The organism is Pseudactinotalea suaedae (assembly GCF_009733815.1).
Taxonomy (GTDB): domain Bacteria; phylum Actinomycetota; class Actinomycetes; order Actinomycetales; family Beutenbergiaceae; genus Pseudactinotalea; species Pseudactinotalea suaedae.
On the sequence record NZ_WNXY01000013.1, the window covers coordinates 71766 to 87413 of the forward strand.

The window sequence follows — 15648 nt, forward strand, 5'->3', positions numbered from 1 at the left end:
GTCGTAGAAGCGCGTGCGGCGCACCCGGGCGCCTCGAGGAACGCTGACGCGGACGCGTTCCTGCTCGAAGCGCCTCAGGCCGTCAGCAATCAGCGCCGACGCGCCGTCGAGGTGTGCGCGGGGACCGCCTTGCAGGACCGCGGCCCAGGCGTGCCCGACGGCACTCACGTCGCTGCTGTTGTGCAACGCGACAGCTTGGTCGCTCAACACCTGCCATCGACGCGCCCTGATCTCTCCGGCGATCTCCCATCGGGTCAACCCGCATGCGTACAGCTGTGGCCGTGAGAGCACATCACCTTGTTGCCGTCCCAGCTGACGAGCGCGTCGGAGCCGCTCATCGGAGGGTTCCAGGGCGCGCGGCATGGCGTCGATCGTGGTCCGGTTGGCCCGCCGCGCGCATGCCCCGGACGACATCCTGTGGATAGAGCACCTGCAGCAGGGTGCCCGTCAACGAAGGCGAACTCTTGCGTCATACGTTGTGTGGCAGTGGTCCCTCACAACGTATGACGCAAGCACGGAGGGGTGCCGATGTCGCGGCGGGTGATGGGCGGCGCTGCGCGGTACCGCGCTGTGGGGCGCGTTGCGTCATACGTTGGGTGGTGGGGGTTCCTCGCGGCGTATGACGTCAAGCGGGTGGCGGCGTCAGATCTCCCACTCGATGCCGCCGGCGCGACCGGGCTCGCGGGTCATGCCGGCCGCGAGGGTGCCGCCGGAGACCGGGTCGATGAGCACGAACGCGCCGCCGCTGCGGGAGGTGCGGTAGTCCTCGAGCGGGAGCGGGCGCGCCAGCCGGAGCGCCACCCGGCCGATGTCGTTGAGGTCGAACGCGCTCGCGGCGTGCAGCTTGAGCTCGTCGAGGTCGAGACGGCCGTGCAGCTGGGTGACGATCGCCTGCACCGTGGACGAGCCGTGCTTGAGCAGCACGCGCTGGCCACCGCGCAGGGGCACCTCGGCGAGCCAGCACAGCATCGCCTCGGCCTCGGTCACGGCAGGCGGGGCATCGGCGGCGGCGGCGATCACGTCACCGCGTGTGACGTCGACGTCGTCGGTCAGCCGGATCGTCACCGAGCGGCCGGTGACGGCCTCCGGGAGCTCGCCCGACGGCGTGTCGACGCCGGCGATCCTCGTACGCACGCCCGAGGGCAGCACCACGACCTCGTCGCCGGGCCGTGCCACGCCCGCACTGATGCGGCCCGCGTAGCCGCGGTACTCGCGGTACTGCTCCTCGAGCGCAGCCGACTGCGGGCGGATCACGCGCTGCACGCCGAACCGCAGCGACTCCGACAGCACCGCCTCGGCGGGCGGCAGCTGCTCGAGCAGCTCCAGCAGGGCGGGCCCGTCGTACCAGGGGGTGCGGGTCGAGCGCTCGACGACGTTGTCGCCGGCCAGCGCCGACGTCGGTACCGTCACCACGCGCTCGATGCCGAGCGCCTCGGCGAGCTCGGTCACCTGCGCGAGCACACCGAGGTAGGTCGCCTCGTCGAAGTCGACCAGGTCGATCTTGTTGACGGCGACCACCACGTGCGGCACCCGCAGCAGCGAGGCGACCGCGAGGTGGCGGCGGGTCTGGTCGAGCACGCCCTTGCGGACGTCGACCAGCACGAGGATCGCGTCGGCCGTGCTGGCGCCGGTCACGGTGTTGCGGGTGTACTGCACGTGGCCGGGGCAGTCGGCGAGGATGAACGCCCGCTCGCCGGTGCTGAAGTACCGGTAGGCGACGTCGATCGTGATCCCCTGCTCGCGTTCGGCCCGCAGGCCGTCGGTGAGCAGCGCGAGGTCGGCGCCGTCGAGGCCCCGCTCGGCGGAGAGCCGCTCGAGCGCGTCGAGCTGGTCGGCGAGCACGTTCTTGCTGTCGTGCAGCAGCCGGCCCACGAGGGTGGACTTGCCGTCGTCGACCGATCCCGCGGTGGCGAGCCGGAGCAACGAGGTGGTGCGGGTGGTCGGCTCGACCACCGCCTGCAGGGTGCTCATCAGAAGTACCCCTCCTTCTTCCGGTCCTCCATGGCGGCCTCGCTGAGGCGGTCGTCGGCACGGGTCGCGCCGCGCTCGGTCACGGTGGTCGAGGCGACCTCGACGATCACCTCGGCCGTGGTCGCCGCCTCCGACAGCACGGCGCCCGTACACGAGGCGTCGCCCACGGTGCGGTAGCGGACCCGGCGCGTCACCACCTCCTCGCGCGGCCGCGGCAGCGAGTGCGGCGTCACCGCGAGCCACATGCCGTCGCGGGCGAACACCTCACGCTCGTGGGCGTAGTACAGCGGCGGCAGCTCGATGCCCTCGCGCTCGATGTAGCGCCACACGTCGAGCTCGGTCCAGTTGCTCAGCGGGAACACGCGCACGTGCTCGCCGGGCCGGTGCCGCGGGTTGTAGATGCTCCACAGCTCCGGTCGCTGGTTGCGCGGGTCCCACGCGCCGAAGGCGTCCCGCAGGCTCACCACCCGCTCCTTGGCCCGCGACTTCTCCTCGTCACGGCGCGCACCGCCGAACACGGCGTCGAACCGGTGCTCGGTGATCGCGTCCAGCAACGGCTGGGTCTGCAGCGGGTTCCGGGTGCCGTCGGCCCGCTCGGCCAGCCGGCCGTCGTCGATGTAGTCCTGCACCGAGGCCACCACGAGGCGGATCCCGAGGCGCTCGACGGTGCGGTCGCGGAACGCGAGGACCTCCTCGAAGTTGTGCCCGGTGTCCACGTGCATCACCGGGAACGGAACCTTGCCCGGCCAGAACGCCTTGGCCGCCAGGTGCAGCAGCACCACGGAGTCCTTGCCGCCCGAGAACAGGATCACGGGCCGCTCGAGCTCGCCCACGACCTCCCGGATGATGTGGATCGCCTCGCTCTCGAGGTGGTCCAGCTGGTCGAAGGTCGTGCCCGACGGCGGGGCCTCCGCTCGCAGGTCGGTCACATCGGTCAGGTGCTCAGAGGTCGTCGTCACAGGTGAATCCCGCACTCGGTCTTCCCCAAGCCGGCCCAGCGGCCCGCCCGGGGGTCCTCGCCCTCGGCCACCCGCCGCGTGCACGGCTTGCACCCGATCGACGGGTAGCCGTCGGCGAGCAGCGGGTTGACCGGGACCTTGTTGTTCTCGGCGTGCTCGAGCAGCTCGTCGAAGCTCCACGGCGCGACCGGGTTGATCTTGACCATGCGGTGGGTCTCGTCCCACTCGACCAGCTGGGCGTTGGCGCGCAGCGCGTTGTCCTCCCGCCGCACCCCGGTCACCCAGGCCTCGTAGCCGGCCAGCGTGCGCTCGAGCGGGATCACCTTGCGCAGCTGGCAGCACTGGCCGGGGTCGCGCACGAACAGGTCCTTGCCGTACAGCGAGTCCTGCTCGGCCACGGTCTGCTCGGGCTTGACGTCCACGATGTGCACGTCCTTGACCGCCTCCAGGGCGGCCCGCGTGCCGAGCGTCTCGGCGAAGTGGTAGCCGGTGTCGAGGAACAGCACGTCGACACCGGGCCGGGCTGTCGCGGCCAGGTCGACGACGACCGTGTCACCCGCCATCGAGCACGCCACCGCGAGGCGGTCGCCGAACTGCTCGGCCGCCCAGGCGAGCACCTCCGCCGCGGCCTCGGAACCGCCGTCGGCGAACCGGGCCGCGCCCTCGGCAGCGATCGCGCGGAGCTCGTCCTCGCTGCGCCGGGTCGGGACGCTGGTCAGGCTCGTCGTGTGGCTCATCGGAGGGCCTCGTCGTCTGCTCGGTGCGCCCAGACGGCGAACGTCTCGTCGTCCTCGCGGTCCGCGAGGAAGCGCAGGGTGACCCGTTCGACGTAGTCGGCCAGCTCGTCGGCGGCGACCTTGAGGCCGCGCACGGTGCGTCCGAGACCGGCCTCGTCGCGGTCCTGGGTGGCGAGCCCGCCACCCAGGTGGACCTGGTAGCCGAACTCGCTGCCGCCGAGCAGCTGGCCCTTCAGCCCGATGTCGGCGGTCTGGATCCGGGCGCAGGAGTTCTGGCAGCCGTTGATGTTGAGGGCGATCGGGTGCGGCAGGTCGATGCCGGCGAGCCGCTTCTCGAGCTCGGCGATGGCCCGGCTGGCCGTCTCCTTGGTCTCGACGAAGGCGAGCTTGCAGTACTCGATGCCGGTGCAGGCGATCGTGGAGCGGCGGAACGGGCTGGGTCGGGCGGACAGCCCGACCGCGTCCAGTCGTGCGATGACCCCCTCGACGTCGGCGGGCGCCACATCCAGGACCAGCAGCTTCTGGTGCGGCGTGAGCCGGACCCGGTACGAGCCCACCGACTCGGCGATCTCGACGACGGCGGCGAGCACGTCGCCGCTGACCCGCCCCACCACCGGGGCGACCCCGATGTAGCGCAGCCCGTCCTTCTGCTCACCGACGCCGATGTGGTCGCCGGGTCCGACCGAGGGTGCGGGTGGCGGGCCGTCCGGCAGCGGCGCGTCCAGGTACTCGGACTCCAGCACGTGCCGGAACTTCTCGGCGCCCCACTCGGCGAGCAGGAACTTCAGGCGGGCCTTGGTGCGCTGGCGGCGGTACCCGTAGTCACGGAAGATCTGCACGACGCCGTGCCAGACCTCCGCCGCCCGCTCCGGCGGCACGAACGTGCCGAGCCGCTCGGCCAGCCGCGGCGCCGTGGACAGACCGCCACCCACCCAGAGGTCGTAACCGGCACCGAGCTCGGGGTGGATGACGCCCACGAGCGAGACGTCGTTGATCTCGTGCACCACGTCGAGGCTGGGGTGCCCGGTGATCGCCGACTTGAACTTGCGGGGCAGGTTGGCCAGCTCCGGGTCGCCGATGAAGCGCTCGGTGATCTCGCGGATCGCCGGGGTCGGATCGATGATCTCGTCGGCGGCGATCCCCGCGAGCGGCGACCCGAGGATCACGCGGGGGGTGTCGCCGCACGCCTCGGTCGTCTGGAGCCCGACCGCCTCGAGCCGCTCCCAGATCTCGGGGACGTCCTCGATGCGGATCCAGTGCAGCTGGATGTTCTGGCGGTCGGAGATGTCCGCGGTGCCGCGTGCGAACGTCTGGGAGATCGTCGCGATCGTGCGCAGCTGGTCGGTGGTGAGCGCTCCGCCGTCGATCCGGACCCGGAGCATGAAGTACCGGTCCGAGAGCGCGTCGGCCTCCAGCTTGGAGGTGCGCGAGCCGTCGATGCCCTGCTTGCGCTGGGTGTACAGCCCCATCCAGCGGAACCGGCCGTGCAGATCGTCGGTCGGGATCGCATCGAAGCCCGCCTGGGCGTAGGTGTCGATGATCCGCTGCCGCACGTTGAGCGGGTTGTCAGCGGCCTTGAACTCCTCGTTGTGGTTGAGGGGAGCGGTGCCGTCGACGAGCCACTGGCCGTTCGACCGGTCGGCGGCGGGCCCCGACACCCGGGCGCGCGGCGTCGAGGACGCGCTCGTCTCCTGCGTGGTGGTGGTTCCGGCCATGCGTCCACGATGACCCAGCGGGCTGCGGCGCGGGGGAGGCGTCAGAAAGGGTCCACGATGTGGGCGGACCGTTCCCGCGGGTCAGTGCGGCGGCAGCTGGCGGCGCGCGGCGGCACCGATCAGGTGCATCATCCAGGCGTCGAGCATCCCGCCGACGATGCCGCCCACGAACGGCAGCCCCCGCCCCAGCCGGGTGAGGAACCGCTCGCCGACGCCCCGCAGCAGCCGGAACCCGATCGCCTTGTTCACCAGCATCAGCGCCGAGGCGGGCAGCCGCTTGAGGGCGAACGAGGCCATCCGACCGGTCGCCGTCGGGATGCCCGCCTTGGCGAGCACGTCCTCGGCGTCGGAGCGCACCAGCGTCAGCATCACCGCGGTCCGGACCTCGGGCCGGCTGATGTCGTAGCCGCGCAGCGTCGCGACCGCGGCCACCATGCGGGTCGCCTGCACGTAGAACTCCAGCAGGTTGGCGGGGAGTGCGACCGGCATGGTCACGAACCCGCCCAGGCCCGTGGCGAAACCGCCGACGGCGCCCCACCGGATCGCCGAGCTGGTCACCGCGTGCACGGCCTTCTCGGTGTTTCCGTCGGCCTGGGCCAGCGCCCGTTCCGCGACGGCGGTCGCCGACCGGAAGGGACCCTTGCCATCGATGCCCACGGACATGACCATCCGCACGAGACGATCGATCGCTCCGCCGTCGGGCCTGCCCTCACGGGCCTCCTCCAGCGCGGTGCGTGCCTGCACGATCTCGTTGCGGCTCGGACGGAACTTCTCGAGCATGCCCATGGTGTGTCCTTCCCGAGCTCGGCCGCACGGCGGTGCTGCCCAGTCTTGTACAACGAGCGAGAGAGCGAGGCGTTCCCGGGACTGTCATGCTGCACGGGTGCCGGATCTGTCTCTGCTCGCCTGGGCCGCGCTCGCGATCGGCGCCGTGACGGTCGGCATCAGCAAGACGGCGATCCCGGGGGCGAACATCGCCGTCGCGCTGTTCGCGATGGTGCTGCCGGCGAAGCCCTCGACGGCGGCGCTGCTGGTGCTCCTGATCGTCGCCGACGTGTTCGCGGTCGTGTTCTACCGCCGCCACGCGGACTGGCGGATCCTGCGGCGTCTGATACCGCCGGTACTCGTGGGGCTGGTGCTGGGGACCATCTTCCTGTCGCAGGCCTCGGACGCGTTGGTGGGCCGGGTGATCGCGGCGATCCTCATCGGCGTCATCGCGCTCGGGCTCGTGCAGCGACGGCGCGCCGAGCGTCGCGAGCGGGCGAGCGAGGGGCCGCCGCCGGAGGCCGGGCGCGGGGCGGTGCTCGCCCAGAGCGCGGTCTACGGCAGTCTGGGCGGGTTCACCACGATGGTCGCCAACGCCGCCGGCCCGGTGATGAGCATGTACTTCCTCGCGGTCCGGCTGCCGATCACGGTGTTCCTCGGGACCTCGGCCTGGTTCTACTTCGTGGTCAACCTCAGCAAGGTGCCGTTCTCGGTGGGGCTCGGGCTGTTCAGCACCGAGCTGCTGCTGCTCGACCTCGTGCTCGTGCCGTTCGTGGTGATCGGGGCTCTGGTGGGGCGGCTGATCGTGGACAAGATCAGCCGCCGCGTCTTCGAGTGGACCGTCATCACGCTCAGCATCCTCGGGGCTGTCTACCTCCTGGTGCGCTGACGCACCTCGTCGTGGTGACGAGTCCGCCGCCGCGATGTGGACGTTCGCGTATGTCTGAGCGACGCTCACACATTCCCCGTCCGGGCAGCGGCACCTTGAATGGGACGCATGAACACCTCCACGTCCTGGGCCGTGAGCTGACATGGGCACCGTCACGATCGCCGTCGTCGTCGTTCTGGCTCTCGACTTCGTGAACACCGGGGCCTTCCTGGCCTTCACGACGATGGTGAGCCCTGCACTCCGTGACGCGGCCGAGCCGCGAGCGGCAGCCGACCTTATGCGCGACATCAACCTCAGGGCTCCCCGCTCGCTCTTCATGGTGCCTTTCATCGGCGCCCCGCTCGCCGCCGTCTTCGCCGGCGTGCTCCTGGTCACCAGCGGTGGCGCGGAAGCCGCTCCGTGGATGATCGCCGCGATCGCAGCGACCCTGCTGGCCTTTGTCGTCAGCGTGGCCGTGAACATCCCGTGGAACGATCGCCTCGCGCGAGAACGCGACCGGGGAGCGACGTGGTCGGCCTTCACCCGGACGTGGTCGCGCGCGAACACCCTGCGCTGCGTTCTCTCCTTTCTCGGGGCGGTCGCAGCCACGGTCGCGCTCGTGTGACGTCACGTCGCCTGGATCGACGACGATCGCGTGCTGACCCCGATGGACGCCTGAGTACGCTCGCCAGGTGATGCCGTACTCCGGGGACGACTTCTACTGCGATGTGGCGATCCCCCGGCGGGAGCCGCTGGTCGTGGTTCACGAGGACAACGACGTGCTCGCGTTCCACCACACGCGCCCGTTCTGGCCGGTGCACGTCGTGGTCGTCCCGAAGGTCCACGTCGACTCGTTGCTGACGCTGCAGGATGCCGCACTGGCCGCACGGCTGCTCGAGGTGGTGCAGTCGGTCGCCGCCGACGTCGTGGCGGAGCACGGCAGTGCCAGCGTCATGACCAACCTCGGCGGCTACCAGGACTCGAAGCACCTGCATGTCCACGTCCACTCGGGAGAGGCGCTCTCCCGCGCGCTGTGACCGGGCGGTCGACGCCAGGACGCCCCTGCGGTCCTCGTCGCTCGCAATGCCCTCGACCCCGCGGCCTCCGAGCGGCGAGGATCGAGGCGATGCGCACCCGGATGCACGACGACGAGAACCTCACCGACGCCGCTCTCGCCAGGCGGTTGCTGGCCGACCAGCTGCCCGAGTGGGCGGACCTGCCGCTGAGGGCGGTCGAGCACTTCGGGACCGATCACGACGTCTACCAGCTCGGCGAGGAGATGTCGCTCCGGCTGCCGCGGACCGCGTGGGCCGCCGCGCAGGCCCAGAAGGAGGCGGCGCTGCTGCCGCGCCTGGCTCCGCTGGTGAGCCTCGCGCTGCCGCGGGTGCTGGCCCTCGGCCGAGCCACGCCGTACTACCCGTTGGGCTGGTCGGTGCAGTCCTGGTTGCCGGGTCGGGACCTCGTCGGGCGAGCGCTCGACGGCGACACGCGCCTCGCGGGTGACCTCGCCGGCTTCGTCGCCTCGCTCCGGGCGGTGAGCACGGCCGATGCGCCGCCGCGGCGCCCCGGCGCTCGCGGTGGTGACCTGGCGGAGCATGATGGCACGGTCGAGCAGCGGATCGCCGAGCTCGGCGACCGGGTCGACGGCGCCGCGCTGGCCCGTGCCTGGCAGCAGTCCCGGGCCGCCGGCGCACCGGGCGAGGAGCGGTGGACCCACGGCGACCTGCTGCCGGGCAACCTGCTCACCACCGACGGCGTGCTCACCGCGGCGATCGACCTCGGTGCGCTGAACGTGACCGACCCGGCGCTGGACCTCACCCCGTGCTGGTACCTGTTCGGCGGCGTCGAGACCGCTGCCGCGCGGCGCTTCCTCGGTGACCTGAGCGCTCCGGAGGCCGACGTGCTCCGGGCTCGCGGCTGGGCGCAGCTGCAGGCGCTCAACGCGCTCCCGTACTACTGGGACACCAACCCCGGCATGGTGCGGCTCGCGGGCGCGGCACTCCGGCTGATCACCGCGGAGGTCGCGCACGCCCCGGCGTGATCACGCGACGCAGAACTCGTTCCCCTCCGGGTCGAGCATCACGACGTGGCCGAGCACGCTGCCCCGCTCGTCGCGATATCGCTCCTCCCGGACCACCGTGGCACCGAGCGCCGCCAGCTCGGCGACCTTGGCGCGGATCTGACCGGTTCGCGCGGCCCAGTCCCAGGGTGGCTCGCCCGCGACCCGGACGTCGATGTGGAACCTGTTCTTCGCCGTCTTGCCCTCAGGTACCCGCAGGAACCCGATCGCGGGACCGCGGCCCTCGGCATCGACGATCGAGGCGCCGTCGGGCTCGTCGTACCCCGGCTCGGGCACGTAGCCCAGCGCGGTCGCCCAGAACGCGGCGAGCGCGTGCGGGTCGCTCGCGTCGCCGCCGAGCGTCCAGTGCACCGCCATGGCCTCACGGTAGGAGCGTTCCCGGACGCGGCGCTTCCGCGGTGGTCGCGCCGCTGCGCCGGTTCAGCTCGTCGGTGCGTCCGCGGGGATCAGCCCGGCGCTGCGGAGGTCGTCCCAGAGCTCGGCGGGCACCTCGGCGGCGGCGCGGGCCACCGCCTCCTCGGCGTCGCCCACGTGGCGCATCCCGATGACCGTGGACACCACGGCCGGATGGGCGTTCACGAACGCCAGCGCGGCCTCCGGCAGGGTGACGCCGTGACGCTCGCAGACGTCGGCGATCGCATGCGCCCGCTCGATGCGCTCGGCGGGTGCGCGGACGTAGTCGAAGGTGGCGTCGGCGCCCGGCCGGTCGACGGCGAGCAGGCCCGAGTTGTAGACGCCGCCGATCACGACCCCCACCCCGCGCTCGGTCGCCGCGGGCATCAGGTCCGCCAGTGCGGACTGGTCGAGCAGCGTGTACCGGCCGGCGCACAGCACCACGTCGATGTCGCACTCGCGCACGAACCGCGTCAGCGGCGCGGAGTAGTTCATGCCGGCGCCGACCGCGCGCAGCACGCCCTCCTCGCGGAGCTCGATCAGGGCCGGCATCGCCTCGGCCACCGCCTCGTCCATGCGTTCGTCGGGGTCGTGCAGGAAGGCGATGTCGATCCGGTCGAGGCCGAGCCGCTCCAACGAGTCCTCGATGGAGCGGCGGATACCGTCACGCGACAGGTCCCACTCCCGGCGCAGCGTCGCGGGCACCGCGAACCCCTCGGCGAGGTCCTCGGCGTCGGGCTGCAAGGAGGGCACGAGCAGTCGGCCGACCTTGGTCGAGAGCACGAAGTCGTCGCGGGTGCGCTCGGCGAGCAGCGCACCCAGCCGCCGCTCGGACAGACCCAGGCCGTAGTGCGGGGCGGTGTCCACGTACCGCACGCCCGCCGCCCAGGCGGTCTCGAAGGTCTCGCGCACCGTCTCGTCGCTGCGCGCGGCGCCGAGGTTGCCGGCCTGCGCACCACCGAGGCCGACCGTGGTGAGCCGCACGTCCGGACGCTGGGGGAGAGCTCGTGTCTGCATCGAGATCACACCCTAGGGCCGCGCCGGGGTCAGGAGTAGTACAACGCCACGGGTCTGCCGTCGATGTCCCGGACGTCGACCGGGGTGTCGTAGACCGCCTCGAGCACGTCGGGGTCCATCACCTCGCCGGCGGCCGCGTCGGCCACCACCCTCCCGGCCCGCATCGCGACGATCCGGTCGGCGTAGGTGGCGGCGAAGTTGATGTCGTGGAGGACGACGACGATGCGCTTGTCGAGCTCGTCGGCCATCCGCCGCAGCAGCCTCATGATCTCGGTCATGTGGCGCAGGTCGAGGTTGTTGAGCGGCTCGTCGAGCAGCACGTAGCGCGTGTCCTGGGCGAGCACCATCGCGATGAACGCGCGCTGCCGCTGACCACCGGACAGCTCGTCGAGGAACCGGCCGCGGTAGGCGTCGAGCTCCAGGTAGTCGATCGCACGCTCGATGTGGTCCCGGTCGGTCACGGTGAGACGTCCGCGCGAGTGCGGGAACCGCCCGAACTCGACCAGGTCGTGAACCGTCAGCCGGGCGGCGACGTGGTTGTCCTGCCGCAGCACCGCGAGCGCGGTGGCGAGCTCGCGCGAGGACGCCGTCGCGACGTCGACGCCGTCGACCACCACCCGGCCGTCGTCGGGCTTGAGCAGCCGCCCGACCAGGGAGAACAGCGTCGACTTGCCGGCACCGTTCGGCCCGATGAGCGCCGCGATGCCCTCACCCCCGAAGGTGAGGGAGACGTCGTCGACGACGGTCGTGGCGCCGTAGCGCTTGGTGACGTTCTCGAGCGCGATCATCGCGCCCCCTTTCGCAGCACCAGGAAGAGGAAGAACAGGCCGCCGGCGAACTCGATGACCGTCGAGAGCGTGCCGGCGAAGCCGAAGAGCTGCTCCAGGACGAGCTGGCCGCCGATCAGGCAGAGCATGCCGATGCCGACGGCGGCGGGCAGCGTCCAGGTGTGCCGGAACGAGCCGGCGTAGGAGTACGCGAGGTTGGCCACGATCAGGCCGAAGAACAGGATCGGGCCGACCAGCGCCGTCGAGGCCGCGACCATGAGCGAGACGATCGGGAACAGCGTGAGCACCACGCGTCGGTGCTCCACCCCCAGGCCGATGGCGGCCGGGCTGCCCAGCGTCAGCACGTCCAAGGTGCGCAGCAGCGGTACGAGCGCGATCGCGCCCACGAGCACGAGCGCGGCGGTGAGCGTCAGCAGCAGCTCGTCGGGCCGCGTCAGCGACGCGAACATCGCGTCGGAGAGGATCTGGAAGTCGAGCGGGTCGAGCATCCGCTGCATCCACTCGCTGAAGCTGCGGAAGAACACCCCCAGCACGATGCCGACGAGCAGCATCAGGTGGACCGAGCGGCGCCGGCCCCCGAACAGCCAGCTGAACAGGGCGGCGCTGAACGCCATCATCACGCCGACCTGGACCAGCCAGAGCGTGACGGGGTCGAACCTCACGAACGACTGGGAGCCCAGGAAGAACACGATGAGCGTGGAGATCAGCACATAGAACGCGTCGAAACCCATGATCGACGGCGTGAGGATCCGGTTGCCCGTGATCGTGTGGAAGACGACCGTGGAGACGCCGACCGCCGTGGCGACCACGAGCATGGCCGCGACCGTGAGGCCACGGATCCGGAGCGCGAACGCCAGCGAGCCGGGCACGTCGGTGAACAGGTACACCACGACCGCCGCCACGATGACCGCGGCGAGCAGGGCCAGCCGGACCCAGGGCAGCGCCCACAGCTCGCGGATGCCACGCCTCGCACGGGTCGCGCGCGCGGGAGCGGCCGGCGCGGTGCCGATCTCGAAGGTCTCAGTGCGCATGGCTCCGCCTCCGCAGCAGCAGCCAGAGGAACAGCGCCGCACCGATGATGCCGACGATCACCGACAGCGGGATCTCGTACGGGAAGCGGATCACGCGGGCGAGGATGTCGCACGCGAGGACGAACACGGCGCTGAGACCGGCGACCCACGGGATCGCTCGGCGCACGTTGTCGCCGATGATGAGGCTGACGACGTTCGGCACCACGAGCCCGAGGAACGGGATCATCCCGGCCGTCACCAGCACCGCCGCGGTGATGACGGCGATGATCACCATCCCGATGCCGACCACGCGCCGGTAGTCGAGGCCGAGGTTGACGGCGAACTCCTCGCCGAGCCCGACCACGCTGAAGCGGTCGGCGGCGAACCACGCCACCACGACCATCGCCGCGGCGATCCAGACCAGCTCGTACCGGCCCTGCATCACGGTCGAGAAGCTGCCCTGGGCCCACTGCCCGAGCGACTGCAGCAGGTCGAGCCGGTAGGCGAAGAACGTCGTCACCGAGCCGACGACGCCACCGAGCATGATGCCGACGATCGGCACCAGCACGAGCTGCCGCACCGGGATGGCGCGGATGACGCGCAGGAACACCCAGGTGCCGAGCAGCCCGAACGCCGCGGCGACGCCCATCTTGCCCATCACCGCCATCCCGGGCCAGAGCACCATGGTCAGCAGCATCCCGAAGGTCGCGAACTCGGTGACGCCGGTGGTGCCGGGCTCGACGAACTTGTTCCGCACGAGCATCTGCATGATGAGGCCCGCGATCCCGAGCGAGGCACCCACCAGCACGACGGCGATCGTGCGCGGCGCCCGGCTGGCCACCAGCAGGAACGCTGCGGTGCTCCCGCGGCCGCCGTCCAGCAGCGCCGCGGGCGAGACGTCCGAGACGCCGACGAACACGCTGAGCACCGTGAGCAGCACCAAGAGGACGCCGATCAGCGCCCCCACCCAGGTCCGTCGGGGACGGCGCTGGGCGGGGGCGCTGGCGATCGCGGCGACCGCTGTGCTCACGGGTGGATCTCGGTTCTGCTCGCGGCCTAGGAGACCTGCATGACGTCGTCGATCAGCAGCTGCGTGGTGGTGATGCCGCCGTAGACGATGTACCACGCGACCGGGTCGAGATAGACGATCGAGTCCGTGGTGTACGCGGTGGTCTGGTGCACGATCTCGTTGTCGAGGACCTGGGCCGCCGCACCGTTCTCGGCCTCACCGGTGGCGACGTCACGGTCGACGACCCACAGCACGTCCGGGTCGTGCTCGAGCAGGAACTCGAAGGAGATCGGCTCGCCGTGGGTGGCCGAGGCGATGTCGTCGACGACCGGCGTGACGCCGAAGACGTCGTAGAGCAGCCCGCCGCGCACGTTCGAGCTCCCGGCGTCGGAGCCCGAGGGCGCGAGCGCGTTGAGCTGCCCGCCCGAGACCATGACGCCGAGCCCGGTGCCGGCCGCGGCCGCCGCCGTCTTGGCCTCCTCGATGCCCTCGTCGAGCTCGGTCAGCGCGGCGGCTGCCTCGTCCTCGGCGCCGAGCACCTCGCCCAGGAGGCTGACGTTGCGCTCGAGCGTGTCGAGGTAGCTGCCGGTGATCCCGAGGTCGATCGTGGGCGCGATCTCGCTGAGGTCCTCGTACAGCGGCGCGGAACGACCGCCGATGATGATGAGGTCGGGCTGCTGCGACTCGATCTCGATGAGGTCGGCCTCGAACAGGGTGCCGGCGTTGAAGGCGTCCTCGGCGAGGAATCCCTGCAGGTAGTCGGGCACCGACTCCAGCGGCGCACCGGCGATCTCCCCGCCCAGAGAGCCGATCGTGTCGACGCTCGCCATCTCGAAGGCGACGATGCGCTGCGGGTCGAGCGGCACCTCGACGGTGGTCGCCTCGTAGACCGGCTCCTCGTCCTCACCCGCGACGTTGCGCTCCCAGGTGTAGCTGACGGTCTCGGCGGACGCGTCGTCGCCGCCGGCGCCGGCATCCCCCGCGGCCCCGCAACCGGCGACGACGAGGGCGGAGACCGCGATCAGCGAGACCGCGGCGAGTGGTCGGTGCGTGGACATGGCGAAGCTCCCAGGTGATAGGTCGACCCTGCGGCGGGCGCGCGACAGCGACGCGCGCCGCCGTCGGCTGTGATGCCCCCGCTGACGCGGATCACGGACGATGTCGTCCGTTAAGGCAAGCCTAACCTAACGTATATCGAGAGCTGCGCGGGCGCCGGTGCCCACGATGTGGGAAAGCGCTCCGGGGTCACCTCGGTCCATGTGGCGGACCGCAGGTGCCCCAAAGCGCTTTCCCGGGAGAGACGGGGACGGGCGAGAGGGGAGACGGGGAGAGAGGGGAAGGGGGAGGGGGAACTACCAGGCGTAGGCCTCGGGGGCCGGGTTGCTGCCCTTCGGGAAGGGCGCCGGGAAGAGCTCCTCGAGGCGGTCGAGGGCGGCGTCGTCGAGGTCGATCTCGGGCACCCGGAGGCTGTCGGTCAGCTGCTCGATGGTGCGCGGGCCGATGATCGGCGCGGTCACCGCCGGGCGCGTCAGCAGCCAGGCGAGCGCGACGTCCGCGGGCTTCTCGCCGATGTCGGAGCACAGCTCCTCGTACGCGGTCAGCACCTCACGGTTCTTCTCGATGCCCTCGGTGTTCGCGGTGCCGCGGCCCTCGACGCCGTCACGCTCCTTGGCGAGCACGCCACCCAGCAGACCACCCGCGAGGGGCGACCACGGGATCACGCCGAGCCCGTGGTGCTCGGCTGCCGGCAGCACCTCGAGCTCGACCCAGCGCGACATCAGGTTGTACAGCGACTGCTCGCTGACGAGCCCGACCATGCCCAGCGAGGCCGCCACGCCCTGCGCGGTGGCGATGTGCCAGCCGGCGAAGTTCGAGGACCCGACGTAGAGGATCTTGCCCTGCTGCCGCAGCACGCTCATCGCTTCCCAGATCTCGTCCCAGGGGGTCTCCCGGTCGACGTGGTGCATCTGGTAGAGGTCGATGTAGTCGGTCTGCAGCCGCTTCAGCGAGGCGTCCGCGGCGCGACGGATGTTGAGCGCCGAGAGCTTGCCCTCGTTGGGCCAGTCACCCATGTCGCCGTAGAGCTTGGTAGCGAGCACGGTGCGCTCGCGGCGACCGCCGCCGCTGGCGAACCAGCGGCCGAGGATCTCCTCGGTCTCGCCGGGCTGGGTGCCGTAGCGGTTGGCGGTGTCGAAGAAGTTGAGGCCGTTCTCGTGAGCGGCGTCCATGATCGAGTGGCTGTCGGCCTCGCTGGTGCGGGGGCCGAAGTTCATCGTGCCCAGGCACAGCGGGGCGACCTTGAGGCCGGTGCGGCCGAGTTGGCGATAGTCCATGTC

16 protein-coding genes are annotated in these 15648 nt (G+C 71.2%); 4 read left to right on the plus strand and 12 right to left on the minus strand.

Annotated features, from left to right (window positions below; all coding sequences use genetic code 11):
• Positions 1-642: 642 nt before the first annotated feature.
• From GPA04_RS19460 to GPA04_RS19480, 5 genes are all read right to left on the minus strand, one after another.
• Positions 643-1971, minus strand: a complete 1329-nt coding sequence (locus GPA04_RS19460) for a sulfate adenylyltransferase subunit 1 (RefSeq protein ID WP_156225882.1) — start codon at positions 1969-1971, stop codon at positions 643-645.
• The gene (cysD, locus tag GPA04_RS19465; RefSeq protein ID WP_156225966.1) at positions 1971-2900 is read right to left on the minus strand and encodes a sulfate adenylyltransferase subunit CysD; all 930 of its coding nucleotides are present in this window, start codon (positions 2898-2900) and stop codon (positions 1971-1973) included. The genes GPA04_RS19460 and cysD overlap by 1 nt, the downstream gene beginning before the upstream one ends.
• Positions 2901-2926: 26 nt before the next feature.
• Positions 2927-3667 carry a phosphoadenylyl-sulfate reductase gene (locus GPA04_RS19470; protein ID WP_156225883.1) on the minus strand — a complete coding sequence of 247 codons (741 nt, stop codon included), beginning with the start codon at positions 3665-3667 and terminating at the stop codon, positions 2927-2929.
• Positions 3664-5382 carry a nitrite/sulfite reductase gene (locus tag GPA04_RS19475; protein ID WP_156225884.1) on the minus strand — a complete coding sequence of 573 codons (1719 nt, stop codon included), beginning with the start codon at positions 5380-5382 and terminating at the stop codon, positions 3664-3666. The genes GPA04_RS19470 and GPA04_RS19475 overlap by 4 nt, the downstream gene beginning before the upstream one ends.
• An 81-nt stretch (positions 5383-5463) precedes the next feature.
• On the minus strand, positions 5464-6168 hold the full coding sequence (locus tag GPA04_RS19480; protein ID WP_206674288.1) for an EcsC family protein: 705 nt from the start codon (positions 6166-6168) through the stop codon (positions 5464-5466).
• A 97-nt stretch (positions 6169-6265) separates the two neighbouring features.
• Between GPA04_RS19480 and GPA04_RS19485 the strand changes: the two genes are divergently transcribed.
• The 4 genes from GPA04_RS19485 to GPA04_RS19500 all read left to right on the plus strand — a co-directional run bounded on the left by GPA04_RS19485 (position 6266) and on the right by GPA04_RS19500 (position 9056).
• Positions 6266-7036, plus strand: coding sequence for a sulfite exporter TauE/SafE family protein (locus tag GPA04_RS19485; RefSeq protein ID WP_241680930.1), 771 nt, complete (start codon positions 6266-6268; stop codon positions 7034-7036).
• Positions 7037-7178: 142 nt separating this feature from the next.
• Complete coding sequence (locus GPA04_RS19490; protein WP_156225886.1) at positions 7179-7640, plus strand: anthrone oxygenase family protein; 462 nt, start codon at positions 7179-7181, stop codon at positions 7638-7640.
• Between the two features lie 70 nt (positions 7641-7710).
• Positions 7711-8052, plus strand: coding sequence for an HIT domain-containing protein (locus GPA04_RS19495; RefSeq protein WP_156225887.1), 342 nt, complete (start codon positions 7711-7713; stop codon positions 8050-8052).
• An 89-nt stretch (positions 8053-8141) separates the two neighbouring features.
• Complete coding sequence (locus GPA04_RS19500) at positions 8142-9056, plus strand: phosphotransferase (RefSeq protein WP_156225888.1); 915 nt, start codon at positions 8142-8144, stop codon at positions 9054-9056.
• On the opposite strand, the gene GPA04_RS19505 is transcribed toward GPA04_RS19500, so the two are convergent.
• The 7 genes from GPA04_RS19505 to GPA04_RS19535 form a co-directional block, all read right to left on the minus strand.
• A complete protein-coding gene (locus GPA04_RS19505) occupies positions 9057-9452 on the minus strand; it encodes a VOC family protein (RefSeq protein WP_156225889.1) in 396 nt (131 codons plus the stop codon).
• A 63-nt stretch (positions 9453-9515) separates the two neighbouring features.
• On the minus strand, positions 9516-10505 hold the full coding sequence (locus tag GPA04_RS19510) for an aldo/keto reductase (protein WP_156225890.1): 990 nt from the start codon (positions 10503-10505) through the stop codon (positions 9516-9518).
• Between the two features lie 29 nt (positions 10506-10534).
• Positions 10535-11293: an iron ABC transporter ATP-binding protein gene (locus GPA04_RS19515; protein ID WP_156225891.1), complete on the minus strand. Its 759-nt coding sequence runs from the start codon at positions 11291-11293 to the stop codon at positions 10535-10537.
• Positions 11290-12324, minus strand: a complete 1035-nt coding sequence (locus GPA04_RS19520; RefSeq protein WP_156225892.1) for an iron chelate uptake ABC transporter family permease subunit — start codon at positions 12322-12324, stop codon at positions 11290-11292. Before GPA04_RS19520 ends, GPA04_RS19515 begins: the two co-directional genes overlap by 4 nt.
• On the minus strand, positions 12314-13333 hold the full coding sequence (locus GPA04_RS19525; RefSeq protein WP_241680931.1) for an ABC transporter permease: 1020 nt from the start codon (positions 13331-13333) through the stop codon (positions 12314-12316). Before GPA04_RS19525 ends, GPA04_RS19520 begins: the two co-directional genes overlap by 11 nt.
• A 26-nt stretch (positions 13334-13359) precedes the next feature.
• Complete coding sequence (locus tag GPA04_RS19530; RefSeq protein ID WP_156225893.1) at positions 13360-14370, minus strand: siderophore ABC transporter substrate-binding protein; 1011 nt, start codon at positions 14368-14370, stop codon at positions 13360-13362.
• A gap of 294 nt (positions 14371-14664) precedes the next feature.
• Positions 14665-15645: an aldo/keto reductase gene (locus GPA04_RS19535; protein ID WP_156225894.1), complete on the minus strand. Its 981-nt coding sequence runs from the start codon at positions 15643-15645 to the stop codon at positions 14665-14667.
• Positions 15646-15648 lie beyond the last annotated feature (3 nt).